Origin of the sequence: Clostridium sp. UBA4548 (assembly GCF_002387895.1) — a bacterium.
Classification (GTDB): Bacteria; Bacillota; Clostridia; order Clostridiales; family Clostridiaceae; genus Clostridium_J.
In genome coordinates this window covers 34,564-49,100 of sequence record NZ_DGLI01000013.1, presented here as the reverse complement: position 1 = coordinate 49,100, position 14,537 = coordinate 34,564, and the positions used below count along the sequence as shown (strand labels likewise).

Genomic DNA, 14,537 nt, shown 5'->3' with positions numbered 1-14,537 from the left:
TTTTCTCACCCCCTGGTTATTTAATTTCTCTTTTACTAATTACAAAGAAAGATATTACAAGAAAACCTACAGCCCATAAGAAATTTATTTTCACACTTTCTAAGGTAATTATCCCCTGAGACATAGCTACCACATTATAAAATGGTGTTTTCATGTATGAAGAAAAGGTTTCTACAAGTTCTGGCTTGGTAGTTGTTAAAACAACTATAGCAGCAGTGTAAAAGTTCACCATGCTTAAAAATAAAATATAAAATAATATGGATTTTTTATCATTAAATTTTAAGGAAACTATTAAAAGCATAAGACTTCCCATGGCAAGAGTTATAGAAATATAAGAAATAAATAATTGTAGATGATTAAAGGTTAAAAAACTTGAAAACCCAATTTTATTAAATAAAACCACTGTGGCTAAAACATTATTTATTTCTGCAAATATATAAAAAACAATTCCTAGTAGAATTAAAGAGATTGCTTTTGAAACCATTATTTCTACTCTGCTATATATCCCTGTAAAAATAGTTTTTGTTGTATTCCATCTTATATCATTCCTTAAGATAGATACTGATGCGTATAATATTATCACGTATAAAAATCTTGAAAATTCAAAGCCATACTCATTAAGACCATATTTTGGTGGATGGACAAAAAGAATCCAAAGCATTGAATAACCATAGGCTGCAATAAGCCCTATTAGCATTTCCTTAGACTTTACTACATTTTTTACATTTAAATAAGATATTTTTGCCAACTTATCCATTTTCCTATTCCCCCATAGTTTTTAAATATTTCTCTTCCAAGGACTCTTTTACTTCATGCACACTTCTAAGCGGTATATCAGCCTTACTAATACTTAAAATTAAATCTTCTAACTCTTTGGTATTAACTTCTGCATGAAGCTCATCTTTAGATGTAACTTGATGACTTATATTTTTAGAGTTAAAGAACTGTTCTAACTTATCTAACTTGCTAGTTACAAAAGCTACCTTCGATGATGATTTTTCTTCCTGATCCAAGTTTTCTACCTTAATAATTTCTCCCTTTTGTATGAACACTACCTTATCACACATAAGTTCAATTTCTGAAAGAATGTGGCTTGAGATTAGAACCGCAGTATTTTTTTCCTTTGCTATGTGCTTTATAAACTTTCTAAGCTGTGGAACTATAGCAGGGTCCAATCCATTGGTTGGTTCATCTAGGATTAAAACTGGTGGATAGGTTAGCACCGCTTGTGCGACTCCAAGTCTTTGCTTCATTCCTAAAGAATATTGCTTTACCTTTTTATTTACATAATCTTCAATACCTAAACTTTTAACTATTTCATTAATTTCACTTTTATCCTTTAAACCTGATATCTCTGCAAAGAATAGTAAATTTTCATAACCAGTGAGTTCTGGATAAAAACCTGGCACTTCAATTACACAACCAATTTCCTTTGTTTTTAAGTGGTTTCTATCCTTTATATTTCTATTATCTATGAAAACTTGGCCCTCATATTTTGGAATAAGCCCTGTGATAATCTTCATCAAGGTAGTTTTCCCTGCTCCATTTGGTCCAACAAGTCCAATAATTTCTCCTTGATTTATTGATAAATCAACACCATTTAACACCCTTTGCTTTCCATAAAACTTAGTAACATTATTAACCTTTAAAATTTCGCTCATAAATAATCTCCTCCAAAATTCAAAAATCTTATTTTTCTTTTTTCCATTGCGGAATAGCTTAAACTAAGAATAAAAACATTTCTTATTGTTAAGAAGTTTTTATTTAAGCTCTTCTTATTTTAAAATAATATCTCTTTGTTTTCTCTTATGAGATTATTGTATAAAGTGAAATATAAAAAAACTTAAAGGAATCCTTAAGAAAACCTTAAGTTTATCCTTTAAGTTTATAACCCATCCCCCATATAGTCTCTATGTACTCTTCCTTAGGATTTGCCTTTTGTAGCTTATTTCTTAAATTACTCATATGAACATTTACTGTGTTTTCATCAGAAAGATATTCCTCTTCCCATACACTTTCAAAGATGTTTGCCTTGCTAAATACCTTCTTAGGATGCGTTAAAAGCAACTCTAGGATATTATATTCCCTTGCAGTTAGATTCAAGGTTATGTCATTTACCTTAACTTCTTTAGTTTCCTTGTTTAGCATTATATCTTTATATGTCAAAATCTGCTCTACTGGAGCTTTGTTATTGAATTCCATGTATCTTCTAATATTTGCTTCAATTCTTGCAGAAAGCTCTTCAACATCAAAAGGTTTAGTAATGTAATCATCGGCGCCCAACCTAAAGAGTTCAAGTTTTACCTCTTTATCAAGCTTTGCCGAAACTACCATAACTGGCATAGTCTTAGTTTTTCTTATGTTTTTTATTAATTCTTCTCCTGCCATTCCAGGTAGCATTAAATCCATTAATACTAAGTGAAAGTTGCTACTTTGTATATAAATCATGGCCTCTGTGCCAGAAAAAGCTTGTACTACCTCATACCCACTTTTTTTCATAAGAGCAGCCACAAGATTATTAATACTATTATCATCTTCTACTATTAAAACTTTGATTTGTTCTTTCATAATTAACCCCTTCATTACTTTCTTTATAATATAACCTATACATATTATACCATAACCTATATATCTTAAAATTATATACAAAAGCTACTCAGCTAGAAACCTTATTAGAAATTTTCTTGCCGAATAGCTTTATGGATAAATTATATTTTAGGCTTCAATTTTTATATTGGATCTCGTAACTACTCTTGAAAGTGGCACATATAAAATTACAGCCACAACTATTGAGAAGGTTCCATTAATTAATGTAGCAGGAAGACTTACTGCTGAAGTTAACACCGCTGGATAAAAACCACTACCTGCAACTAATAGATTAAATACTCCAAATAAGAATTCTCCTACTAAGTTAAATACTATACCTGACACCGCTCCCATTATTGCGTACTGGATATCAACAGAGTATTTCTTAGCTGATATTGCTGCCGCACCTAAAGAAATTCCAAGTATAAGTGAGAAGATATATAAAACTGGATTAATAACTAATTTCTTTTTAATACCTACAACGGCAATTTCATTACCATTGATTGTAGAAACTATAAGTAGAAGTATTCCTATTAATGTAAACACTACAGAAGCAATAAAAATCCACTTTACTGGTGATTTAGCTTCAGATTTTCTTCCCTTTGATGCCACCCTTCCAGTAATTATACCTATACCAAACTTAAGGATAAAAGTTTTAGGTGCACTTGAGCCATAACCATTCATAATATCAAATAAACCCATACCTATGGACCCTGAAGCCCCTCCAACTACTCCATTAAAAAGCAATGCTGCTAATATTACAAACATATTACCCATGTGTAAAAATGGCTTTCCTACTGGCGATGGAATAGGAATTTTAAAGTAAAGAGCTACATAACAAAGTGCAGCAAACAATCCTATAAAAACTATTGAACGGGTTGAAATTTTATTTTTCTTTGAATGTACCGTATTCATGCTAATCCCCCTAAATGTATAATTGCTATTTTGTATCGGTACACATATCATTGTACCTGTACACTTCGCCCATATTATAAAGCCTTCTTTCCAATATATCAATATATTTACAGGGATTTTTAGTTAATTTTTTGTGAAACTCTAAAATATTCTGTAGGTCATAATTTCAACCAATCTATTTACTAGTTATTTTTCAAATCTCTACACCAGTACTTAATAAACCTGTTCTATAATTCCAAGTAACCTATTTTTCGTAAATGTACCACTCACAAATCTCATCACCTAGAAGGTGCGATTTTCTAACTTCACATATAATATTTTCATTAAATCCCTTCACCAAATAAGGATCTACACTACAATGAAGCCTACACATTACTTCTTCTAAGCCTTCTTCTCTAGATATTCTACTCATTGGACATCCATTTTCTTGTCTAAATAACAGCCCCTTATCACAGCTTTCTTCTTTAACTAAATTGCGTTCTCCAAACAATGGAATAATATCCTTTAACGTATTTTGTCCGCACTTTTTTGCAAAGCTTTTTCCTTCTCTCATTACATCCTCAATTTCTGCATCATGAATAACATTAAGTACTTCCTCACCCAATACATTCTTCATTGCACTTACTACATCAAATGTATGAATTAAATACCATCTAAGCAGTTCATTGTAACTTACCTTAATTTCTTTATAGACTTCAAAGACCTCATCCCCATACCTATCTCTTAAAGAACTTATAATTCTTTCCAATCTATTCATTTGGAATTCATTAAGTTCGTAAGCAAATTCTAGCTTTTGCAATTCTTCCTTAGCTGAAACTTTAACACAATCCATAATTTTGCCCCCTAAAATTATTATTATATTAATATTTCTACGTTTTTCTAAAACATAGGAATAAAATACACCCCGTTAATTTAGATTTTTCAGTTTCGTAATAACATGATTACTTTGGTACATAACAAAAGAGAGTCTTCTCCATTATCTTGCACAATCTATAACTCAATATTCTTTGCTAAAGCTACTACTTTTTCTCTTTCCACAGCATTTAAACTCTCAAAATACTCCTTAAATTTTACCTTCCACTCCTTCTCATTTTCTATCATATAATCAGTCTTAAATTCTTCATCATTATAAGTATTTTTTGCAATTAAGGCCATCTCAAAAGTATCTAGTGCTTTAAAAACATCTATATACTCATCCTCAAATATACAATCTGCTCCAAGTACATCTAATAAATCCTCTAAGCTATGAATTTCTTCTCTAATAAGCCTTATTTTATCTTCTATGCTACTACAAACTCTAATTTCTTCAGTTATCTCTCTAAATTTATTATTATCTAACATCTTACCATCTTCATATTTAATTAAATTTTCATCTTTTTTACTTAAAGTAATAAATACCCTATCTAAGGTATTATTCTCCATATTTTTTCTTACTTCTGGTATGACTTCAGATATGACCTTGTGTATATACTCAATGAGTTTTTTATCCTTTATAGAAAATTCATGACAAAGTTTTTCTACTGCGTCAAAAAATAGTCTTTCTAGTTCTATTGTAGATAGATCTTCCATTATTCTCTTTAGGTATTCTCTATTCCACTTAGTTATATCTAAGGCTCTCCCCTTATTTCCAACTAAAATGCATCCTAAGTAGTTAGTAAGAACTAGCTTGAAAATATTTATCAACATATGCTTTGAGTTATTGCAAAAGCCTTCTAGTAAAGCTTCAATCTCTAAAACATCAAAGTATTCACAGAATTTATTTTCAAGGGCTAACTTGTTTAAATAATCTTCTATATATTCAATTCCTACTAAATGTACTTCCTCAATAGCTAGGGGATAATCTATTGAACCTGGAGTTTCATGACTTCCAAACCTTCTATCGTACTTTTCAAAGAATAGTGGTATTCCATAATCAATGGTGTCAACGTAGGCATAGTTTTCAGTTTTTAATTTAGTTTTATTTACGATTTCAAGTAGTCTTTTGCATTCTCCTACTTTTTCTTCTAGTACTTTTTCCCCTTCAGCAAATAAAAATTTCATATCTTTATTCTTTATTAAATCTATACTTTCTTTTATGCTTTTCTGATTTTTTAAAGATAGTCCTAAGGTGTAGTAAATAGATAAAATAAGTTGCTCTGCTACTTCCTCTCTAACAGAAGAACTTGTGCCTTTTGTAAAATAATCAACAATTTCCGTCATAACACTTAATAATTGGAGTTGAATCTTTTGAATATCACTGACATCTAACAATCCATTGGAATAGGCAGCTTGCAACAGCGATTGGAAATAATGCTCTTTGCTTATTAATCCTTCTATAATATCCTCTTTGTTAATAATACGTTTTTTCATCACCACTCTTCCTCTACCTCCTCATCCCCATCACCATCCATATAATCATCTACATTTAAGTAATCCTTCACTCCATACTTCACATTATGGGCTACTTTATCTAAGTACCTATATCTAAGTAAATCTAAATCCCCTTGGCATTTATTATCAAAATACTCCTTCATAAATTCAATTAATTCATCATCACTTATTTCTTCCAAGGTTTCATTTTTAAAGTAATAAAAGTTTTCTATGAGTTCATTAATTATTTCTACATAGTTTGATTGTAAAATATAAGGTGAATCACAAAAGGTTGATATAACTTTTGTGATTATTCCTCCTCCGAATTCAACTCTACCCGTTGAGCTTAAGGACTGATTTCTTGTTTCCACAATTGCTTTTACATCTTGCTCAGAAAGTTTTAATCCGTATTCTAAAGTCTCTTCGTTAATTTGCTCTATTTCAGAAAGTATTTGATTAACTGCTATAGAATTTGGAATAACCATAAAATAATTTTTCACAAATTAACCTCCTAAATTTCAAGATTTTCTATTGACATTTATATTTATATGTGTTATAGTTGCTATGTATAGGTTTATTTTAATACTATTATGCTGTTATACAATAGTATCATTCTCCTTATTTTGAGTCAATGATATTTTTATGCTTTTTAAAATTGAACTTTAAAAACCCTGAACTTAAATGTTCAGGGTTTTATTGTTTATAAAAATAAGTAAATTATAAATTATTTTCATCAAGAAATTTAGTGAACTTCTTTTCAGTAAGAATTTCATTGGTTACAAAATTACCATTAAAGAACAAACTGTATGTTGTAAATGGTGATGGAGCATTTTGAGCTTGTTCTTTACTTATATACTTCTTCACCTTTAATTCTACTCCTCTGTTCTCTGCTATTTCTTTTATTTTACTCACATATTTTTCTGTGTAGGGGCATTGATTCGTGTAGTATAAGGTTAATGTTTTTTCTTCTATTTTACCTTCTTTAGCACAAGCCTTAAATTTAGGTATAATCTCATCCTTATTTAATGGAAAGTATAAAAGTTCATAGTAGGGAGTAGCAGTATCTGCCACTTTGAAGCCTTTATATTTTAAGTATTTCCCTTCACTTAAAAATGGCATTTTAGTTTTAGATGATAAAACAACTATACCTCTTTTACCTTTTTCCTTGCTATCTTTGATGCACTCATCTAAAAGTAGATTTGAAATACCTTTTCCTTTATACTGCCCAGATACCCAAAAACAATTTATAACCATATACCCATTTGCATCAAAAGGGTACCAAGCATTTTCAGCGGGTATATATTCGATAAAAACTTTACCCCTTACATTTAGCTTCTTGAAAACCAACCCATTTTTTAACTGTTCTTTCATCCAAGCTTTCTTAGACGCAACACAATTTTCCCCTTTTTTATCAGAGACTACACAACATATATGTTCTTTGTCAATGTTATTTTCTGTTACACTTATAATCTCCATAATATCCTCCTGTAGCACTTTTTATACTAAATTAAAGTTAAGCTAATTAAATACCTATAATTTAGATATACTTAATTATATTCCCAGGAAGCTGCTTAGGTCTAACAACTTTAGAAACATATTTAGATTGCCACCAAAGTTATTTGCCTAGACTAAGCAATTTGCACTTGTATAAGCTGGCAGACCTGAAGCTTCCAAAGTGTTGTTAAAGTACACTCTTTAGAAAATTTCCTGTATAAGAGTCCTTCACCTTTGACACTTGTTCTGGAGTTCCCTCAGCAACAACACATCCTCCACCACTACCACCTTCAGGTCCCATGTCAATGATATAGTCTGCTGATTTTATCACGTCCAAATGATGCTCAATTACAAGCACTGTATGTCCCTGGTCAACAAGTCTTCCTAAACAATCTATTAGCTTTTGAATATCTGAAAGATGAAGTCCTGTAGTTGGCTCATCTAATATATAAAGATTCTGTGCCCCTCGCTTTATCTTTGAAAGCTCATATGCAAGCTTAACTCTTTGAGCTTCCCCACCAGACAGTGTTGTTGAACTTTGTCCAAGTCGCATGTAACCAAGCCCAAGTTCATTTATGATTTCTAGTTTATGTTTTAAATATTTATTGTCACTAAAGAAGCTAAGAGCCTCTTCAACTGTCATTTCTAATACATCTGCTATGGTTTTTCCCATATATTTAATTTCAAGCCCTTCATCTGAAAAACGCATTCCCTTACACACTGGACAAACAGTTTCAATGTCTGCCATGAACTGAAGGTTTGTCACCATTATTCCGTCTCCAGCACAATGCTCACATCTTGTTCCATTGGCATGGGTTAAACTAAAGTCTATCTCTTTATACCCTCTTGCAATAGCCTCAGGTTGCTGTGCAAAAATCTTACGTATTTTATCATAAAGGCCTATATAAGTTGCTGGATTAGACTTACTATTTCTACCAATGGGACTTTGATCAATATTTATTACATTGTTTAAAAGTTCAGCTCCAAAAACAAAATCATGTTCTCCAGAAACAATCCTCGCTCCTGTTTTATTAACCTTAAGCTGCTTATAAAGTATCTCATTAATCAGTGAACTCTTACCTGAGCCAGATACGCCTGTTACACAAATAAACACTCCCAGTGGTATATCAATATCCACATTTTTTAAATTATTTTCTCTTGCACCTTGTATGGATAAAAAATCATCTCCAAGCATTCTTCTCCTCTTGGGTACAGCTATCTCAGCCTTACCAGATAGATACCTTCCTGTTATTGACTTGGGTTCACTGATTATATCTTCAAGAGTACCAACTGCAACTATATTACCCCCATGAACCCCAGGTCCAGGACCAATTTCAATGATATGATCCGCACTCTTAATAGTATCTACATCATGCTCTACAACAATGACGGTATTCCCTATATCCCTAAGTTTCTTCATTGTATCTATAACCTTCATAGAATCACGTGGATGAAGCCCGATACTTGGTTCATCCATTACATAAAGCATCCCCATAAGCTCGCTGCTAATTTGTGTGGACATTTTAATTCTCTGCATCTCACCACCAGAAATACTATCACTTCTTCTTCCAAGGTTTATATAATGAAGCCCTATGTCTACTAACAACTTTAATCTGGAGCTTATTTCACGGACAATTGTGTTAGCTACTTCCCTAATATCCTGATGAAAGGTTAGAGTGTTTAAAAAGTCTAATAGTTCTGGCAACTGCATTCTACTTAACTGATCTATATTTTTTCCACCAACGGTAATCTGAAGTCTTTGAGTTTTTAGTCTAGCGCCGTGACATTCAGGACATATCTTTTCTATCATACAATCTTTTATAAAGGTTGGTTCAAAGGTTTCTGTTGTAGAGGTTTTCCTTATGTAATACCTGTACCAGCTTTCTAACTCATGTACGAACCCCTTGAAAGGCCTTGCTTTACCAATTAACCAATTCTTTTTCTGAGAAAATGGGGGTTGCAACATTTCTACAGTTTCTCCCTTTGTTCCATAAAACAGGAGTTCATGAATATGTTTTGGAAGATCCCTGAAGGGAGTATCAAGACTAAAGTCATATTTCTGAGATAGACTGTACATTATCACAGTCTTGTAGCTATCCTTTCCAGAAGGATTAAACACTGAATTTTTTAGTGCCCCCTTCATAATGCTTTTTTCTGGTGCCACAATTAAAAATCTCGGCTCTACAACATAGGACATCCCTACTCCTAAGCAAGTATGACAAGAACTTGCAGGCGAATTAAAAGAGAAATGAAAGGGTTGCATTTCACAAAGAAAGTAATGATGCTCCTTGCAACCAAAATTAGCATAAAAGGAAGGTTCTACGCCTCCTATAACTTCTACCTTTATCATAATATCTTCATCTAAGGAAACCATAGCTGCTTCAATAGATTTTGTAAGCTGAATATAGGTATCCTTCTTTAAAGTAAACTTGTCAATTATTAGTTCAATTTTATAATCCTTACTCTCATCTAGCTCTTCTTTTTCTGCTAAAGAGAAATGCTTTCCATCAACCAGTAAATTTTTATATCCTTTTTCTCTTAATATATGAAAGGTGTATTCATAGTCTTCGCCAAACATCTTATATACTGGTGCACGTAGTTCTACGACTGCACCTTCAGGTAGTGTGGTAATTCTTTCAGCAATTTGAGCTGCAGACAATTGTTTAAGTGGTTCTCCACACTCTGGGCACCTTCCTATTCCTGCAGTTGAAAATAAAAGTCTCATATAATCATTGATGTCTGTAACAGTGCCTACAGTTGATCTAGGGTTGTTGTTCCCTTTCTTCTGTTCAATAGCTATAACAGGAGATAATCCTCTAACATAATCTACATTAGCTTTTTTTAGCTGACTAATCCTACTCTTAGCAAATGTTGATATGGAGTCAAGAAACCTTCTCTGCCCTTCTCCATAAATAACATCAAAGGCCAAGGAGGATTTTCCTGAACCAGATACACCAGTGATAACAGTAAGTTTATCCCTAGGAATCTCAACAGATATATTCTTCAGGTTATTTTGCTTAGCTCCTGAAATCTCAATATTTGTTCTAATAGACATATATTTCGCTCCCCTCTTCTTTAAATAATGAATAACCTCGCTTTGCTTAACAACATTAAACGGAAATTTGGACTTCTATCAATGAAATTTATCTAGGCTAATCACCTGGTAATCATAGAAGAACACTGACTTGAAGCTTTCAAAATGTTGTTAACACCTAAACATAGTAATTAAAATCTACTTATGGAATATATAAAAAACCTAGTTCTTCTACTGCCATCTTACCTTTAGGGGTTATTCGAATTGTTTGCGATACCTTTTCAATAACACCTTTATCAGCTAGATATTCAAATATAGAAATAACAAAATGTCCTTCCATATGAAAGTGCTTAGAAATAAGAGTACTAGTTTTTATTTGTTCATCTGCCATAAATTCAATTACAGGTTTTTTAATAATATCAAGACGATTTTCTAAATAACTATCAAGAGTCTCTATAGCCCTTGAAACTTCTTCTTCACTAAAGTGATGGGACATGGGCTCCTGGTAAAAAGGAGTAATCACCTCTGGATTTAACTTAAAAGCCTTTTGAATAGATTCACGAGAGATGGGTTCTTCATTTATGCAAAGCTCTATCCTTGCAATAACTTCTGCTGCCTTTAATAGATAATACTGTGCATATAAAAGGTCTTTCCTTGCATACAGCCACTTTTGGCACTTATCATATATACCTACAAGTTCACAGGCATTATAAAATACTGTTAAGGCAATGTCATCGCTGCCTATCTTTTTCATATCCTCAAAACATTCATATAAACTATCATCTGTGGTATAAACAATTTTGCCCTTGGCTAGGTATGACTGAGAAAAGGAGCCTCCAATACTTTTTCCCATCCATCTTACAAAACCACTTCTTAATACAAGATCAACATTAATGGTTATGCCATCTTCCACAATACAATAAGAGGTATTATTAAGAGTTTGGTCTCGAAGAACCACCGTCATATCTATATCGCTTTTTTCCCATACAACATCATAGGCTACACTGCCACATACAATAACTGCTATAACATTAGGGTCCTTTTTAACTTTACTAACAAAGCTATTCACTGCTGCATTATAGTGCTCCTTTAACTCTTTCTGTAATAATTCTTCCATATTCTCAAATCCTTTCTTCTAGTTAATAAAGGAATAATTGTTCTCATTCTTTTGCTTATGGTATAATTATACTTGTATATTTTTATCAATACAGGACAAAAATTGCTGGAGTGTAGAAATATGGATAACTATTTGTTAGAAATAATTAAAAACACAACTGAATATATAGAGCTAAACATTTTAGAACCTTTAAACCTTGATAGCATATCAGAAAATGTAAACATATCAAAATTTCATTTACTTAGAATTTGGAAAGGTGCTACTTCTACAGGATTGATGGAGTATGTTCGAAGAAGAAGAATCGCATTATCTTTAAGTGATTTATTACATTATCAAAATAGTATCGAATTCATCTCTTCAAAGTACTCTTTTGGCTGCGAAAGAACCTATAACAGAGTTTTCAAGGAAGAATTTAATATTACTCCTGCAAAATGGCGTAAAAACCCTTTCCCTTTGAATATTTTAGATAAATTTAACGCTGATTTTATGAACTGCTGTGGAGAGGGCCTTGTTTTTTTTCAGTCAATTGTAGTATCTCCTGGCTTTTCAATTGCAGGGCTTGAATATGAGGTAAGTGTTGAAGAAAACTTAAAGAATGAAATAGCTAATAAATACGGTTTAGATTTTTTCTATAATCATAGACTAAGGGTGTTCAACCCCTTAGAAAAAGATGTGTATATTGGTTTTACCACAATACAAAATAACATACTTACCCACACTCTCTACCAGCCTTCTATTCAAATAAGCGAAAATAGCATTATACCTGAAGATATGAGGGTCAAGAATGTAGTTCCACACAAATATGGTGTTTTTACTTACATGGGACTTCACCGTCCTGAAGAAATAAACTCAAACAAATTATCCCACATCTTTGCTTATGTGTTTAATACTTGGATGCCAACAATTCAGTTTGATTTAAGAGAGAAATTTAGATTTGAGTATATAAACTATGCAAAATGTAATAAACAATACTGTGAATGTGACTTGTATTTCCCAATATCTATTTTATCTTAGTAATAAACCCACCCATTTCTTTATTTACTCTATTTAATATAAAATACCCTACCGGGTAGACTTTTTTCAAGTGTCTATCCGATAGGGTGCATTTTAGATTTACCCATGGTTCTTTTAATACAAAAATCTATAATACTATTTACAATTATAATTAGTAAGGACATAATCCATTTGTTTGCATCCTAAGGAAGTTGCCACTGAAGAGCATTTAGCTCTAAGCAGATAAAATATATTTTTACCCTTTAAGTCACTCAAAGTTTCAAAATTTGCTTGTCCCTTACTTATAATAAGGTCTGCTTCATTAAATTCATTGATAAATTCACTTGAGCAATCTTTTAATATGGTTCCTTGAGCTGAATGTCCATTATCAATTACTTTTACCAAGTCTACAACACCAGTACTTATTGCATCTTTCATAGTTGCATCATTAACTATGGGGCCACCTTTCACTACATATGTAACCTTCTCCATTGGAAGCTTTTTTAATAAAAATTTATCAAATATAATCTCACCTGAGTTATCAGCAATATACATAATCTTTTTTGACTTTTCTATAGCTTTTCTAAAAGCAGTTGTTCCTCTTCCAAAAATATCATGGTTAATGCTATCCTCAACAGATTTAAGTATATCTGATGGTTTAAGCTTTAACCCAACGGAGAAATCTATGATATTCCCAGCAATGGCTAGCCTACAAGCCATGTCAAAAGGATCCTCCGCATTCTCTAACCACTTTTCTTCATTAATTCTATCATAAATTTCTTTAGCAATTTCATTGTACTGTTCTTTCAGCCTTTCATAGGGATCATAAATACCAGTAATGTTTTTCGCATGTTGATGCATCCTAAAAGCTATTTCTGGCGCAGTTTCATTAAAGTCCATTTCGCCTAATTCTTTCAAGGACCTTTTTATTATTTCTTCCTGAATTGCTAGATTGCTTGTAGCTTCTTCAGCTATTTCAACAGCTTGTCTAGCAAGGCAGTGAATACATTCTCTTGATACCTTCATCTGATTCTCTCCTTAAGAGCAATATTGCAGTAGTTAATCAACTGCTATGTTCAAGATTATACCATATAAATTAATAGCATTACCTTTTGATGCCTTTCTATTTCATATAAAAAACAGTATAATATTTTTATATATCATACAATATAAAAATATATGGGGATGGTTTTATTATGAGAGACCTTGATTTTACTAACAATGAAAGAATTGAGTTTATCTATGACATAGTTATAGGATTTTTTGCATTAGTAGCAACCTTTGTTGTTGTTCTACAGTTTAGTAAAAATATCACTGGCATACAGTTAAAATACTTAAACATAGCTGATAATATAATCTATTTTATTTTTGTCCTTGATTTTGTTGTGAGATTGTTTTTTTCAAGAAATAAACGTTCTTTGCTTAAAAATCATTATATAGATTTAATTGCTTTACTTCCTCTTCACTTTTTTACTAGCTCTCCTTATGGAAGTTTATTGAAACTTATAAGAGTTTTAACCTATTTATTGCGTCTAATACATAACATTAAAGATGTTTTATATACTAATGGATTTATATATTCTTTAGGTTCTGCAAGCATAATAACCATACTAGGTTCCTTTGCTATTTATTTTTTAGAAAGAGATTCTAGTGCCACAATAAAATCCTATGGTGATGCCTTTTGGTGGAGTATTGTAACTATTACCACAGTAGGGTATGGAGATATAAGTCCAACTACTTCAGGCGGGAGGGTTATAGCAGCTATCCTTATGCTATCAGGTATAGGATTTTTAAGTATGTTAACTAGTACAATTTCCACTTACTTTATAACAAAAACAGATGAAAAAAAGAGAGAAACACTTACTAGTAAAGAAATTATTTCTCTAGATATTTCATCTCTTACAAAGGATCAAAGAAAGCAACTCATGGAATTTTATGAGTTTATAAAAAGTCGAGAAAATTAAATATAATACATCTTGCCATAAGTAACATAGTTTAGACTTTAATAATGTATTTATAGTAATAACTCAACTTTTATGTTTTAAAGGA

Annotated in this window: 13 protein-coding genes; 2 read left to right on the top strand and 11 right to left on the bottom strand. The window is 31.7% G+C overall.

Going from position 1 to position 14,537, the window contains the following annotated elements:
- Nucleotides 1–16: 16 nt before the first annotated feature.
- From B3040_RS04270 to B3040_RS04225, 10 genes are all read right to left on the bottom strand, one after another.
- Entirely contained in the window at nt 17–757 is a 741-nt protein-coding gene (locus B3040_RS04270; RefSeq protein WP_291570557.1) for a hypothetical protein, read from the bottom strand.
- Between the two features lie 4 nt (nt 758–761).
- A complete protein-coding gene (locus B3040_RS04265) occupies nt 762–1,661 on the bottom strand; it encodes an ABC transporter ATP-binding protein (protein WP_291570555.1) in 900 nt (299 codons plus the stop codon).
- 211 nt (nt 1,662–1,872) lie between these two features.
- The gene (locus B3040_RS04260; RefSeq protein ID WP_291570553.1) at nt 1,873–2,568 is read right to left on the bottom strand and encodes a response regulator transcription factor; all 696 of its coding nucleotides are present in this window, start codon (nt 2,566–2,568) and stop codon (nt 1,873–1,875) included.
- Between the two features lie 147 nt (nt 2,569–2,715).
- A complete protein-coding gene (locus B3040_RS04255; protein WP_291570551.1) occupies nt 2,716–3,501 on the bottom strand; it encodes an ECF transporter S component in 786 nt (261 codons plus the stop codon).
- 244 nt (nt 3,502–3,745) lie between these two features.
- Nucleotides 3,746–4,333, bottom strand: a complete 588-nt coding sequence (locus tag B3040_RS04250) for an L-2-amino-thiazoline-4-carboxylic acid hydrolase (protein WP_291570549.1) — start codon at nt 4,331–4,333, stop codon at nt 3,746–3,748.
- Nucleotides 4,334–4,491: 158 nt separating this feature from the next.
- On the bottom strand, nt 4,492–5,850 hold the full coding sequence (locus B3040_RS04245; protein WP_291570547.1) for a DUF6179 domain-containing protein: 1,359 nt from the start codon (nt 5,848–5,850) through the stop codon (nt 4,492–4,494).
- On the bottom strand, nt 5,850–6,350 hold the full coding sequence (locus B3040_RS04240; RefSeq protein WP_414632518.1) for a DUF6323 family protein: 501 nt from the start codon (nt 6,348–6,350) through the stop codon (nt 5,850–5,852). The genes B3040_RS04245 and B3040_RS04240 overlap by 1 nt, the downstream gene beginning before the upstream one ends.
- A gap of 217 nt (nt 6,351–6,567) precedes the next feature.
- On the bottom strand, nt 6,568–7,326 hold the full coding sequence (locus B3040_RS04235; protein WP_291570546.1) for an N-acetyltransferase: 759 nt from the start codon (nt 7,324–7,326) through the stop codon (nt 6,568–6,570).
- Between the two features lie 205 nt (nt 7,327–7,531).
- The gene (gene uvrA, locus B3040_RS04230; protein WP_291570544.1) at nt 7,532–10,399 is read right to left on the bottom strand and encodes an excinuclease ABC subunit UvrA; all 2,868 of its coding nucleotides are present in this window, start codon (nt 10,397–10,399) and stop codon (nt 7,532–7,534) included.
- A gap of 181 nt (nt 10,400–10,580) precedes the next feature.
- Complete coding sequence (locus tag B3040_RS04225; RefSeq protein ID WP_291570542.1) at nt 10,581–11,495, bottom strand: nucleotidyltransferase; 915 nt, start codon at nt 11,493–11,495, stop codon at nt 10,581–10,583.
- Nucleotides 11,496–11,615: 120 nt separating this feature from the next.
- Between B3040_RS04225 and B3040_RS04220 the strand changes: the two genes are divergently transcribed.
- Complete coding sequence (locus tag B3040_RS04220) at nt 11,616–12,509, top strand: helix-turn-helix domain-containing protein (protein WP_291570540.1); 894 nt, start codon at nt 11,616–11,618, stop codon at nt 12,507–12,509.
- Nucleotides 12,510–12,644: 135 nt separating this feature from the next.
- Here the strand turns inward: B3040_RS04220 and B3040_RS04215 are convergent, their stop codons facing one another.
- Entirely contained in the window at nt 12,645–13,514 is an 870-nt protein-coding gene (locus tag B3040_RS04215) for a damage-control phosphatase ARMT1 family protein (protein WP_291570538.1), read from the bottom strand.
- Nucleotides 13,515–13,684: 170 nt separating this feature from the next.
- Between B3040_RS04215 and B3040_RS04210 the strand changes: the two genes are divergently transcribed.
- Nucleotides 13,685–14,452: a potassium channel family protein gene (locus B3040_RS04210; protein WP_291570537.1), complete on the top strand. Its 768-nt coding sequence runs from the start codon at nt 13,685–13,687 to the stop codon at nt 14,450–14,452.
- The last annotated feature ends 85 nt before the right edge of the window (nt 14,453–14,537 follow it).

What these genes read in the sequence shown, in the direction of transcription:
- B3040_RS04270 (WP_291570557.1), bottom strand. Translation starts at nt 757, where the DNA reads ATGGATAAGTTGGCAAAAATATCTTATTTAAATGTAAAAAATGTAGTA.
- B3040_RS04250 (WP_291570549.1), bottom strand. Translation starts at nt 4,333, where the DNA reads ATGGATTGTGTTAAAGTTTCAGCTAAGGAAGAATTGCAAAAGCTAGAA.
- B3040_RS04265 (WP_291570555.1), bottom strand. Translation starts at nt 1,661, where the DNA reads ATGAGCGAAATTTTAAAGGTTAATAATGTTACTAAGTTTTATGGAAAG.
- B3040_RS04235 (WP_291570546.1), bottom strand. Translation starts at nt 7,326, where the DNA reads ATGGAGATTATAAGTGTAACAGAAAATAACATTGACAAAGAACATATA.
- B3040_RS04260 (WP_291570553.1), bottom strand. Translation starts at nt 2,568, where the DNA reads ATGAAAGAACAAATCAAAGTTTTAATAGTAGAAGATGATAATAGTATT.
- uvrA (WP_291570544.1), bottom strand. Translation starts at nt 10,399, where the DNA reads ATGTCTATTAGAACAAATATTGAGATTTCAGGAGCTAAGCAAAATAAC.
- B3040_RS04220 (WP_291570540.1), top strand. Translation starts at nt 11,616, where the DNA reads ATGGATAACTATTTGTTAGAAATAATTAAAAACACAACTGAATATATA.
- B3040_RS04215 (WP_291570538.1), bottom strand. Translation starts at nt 13,514, where the DNA reads ATGAAGGTATCAAGAGAATGTATTCACTGCCTTGCTAGACAAGCTGTT.
- B3040_RS04245 (WP_291570547.1), bottom strand. Translation starts at nt 5,850, where the DNA reads ATGAAAAAACGTATTATTAACAAAGAGGATATTATAGAAGGATTAATA.
- B3040_RS04225 (WP_291570542.1), bottom strand. Translation starts at nt 11,495, where the DNA reads ATGGAAGAATTATTACAGAAAGAGTTAAAGGAGCACTATAATGCAGCA.
- B3040_RS04210 (WP_291570537.1), top strand. Translation starts at nt 13,685, where the DNA reads ATGAGAGACCTTGATTTTACTAACAATGAAAGAATTGAGTTTATCTAT.
- B3040_RS04255 (WP_291570551.1), bottom strand. Translation starts at nt 3,501, where the DNA reads ATGAATACGGTACATTCAAAGAAAAATAAAATTTCAACCCGTTCAATA.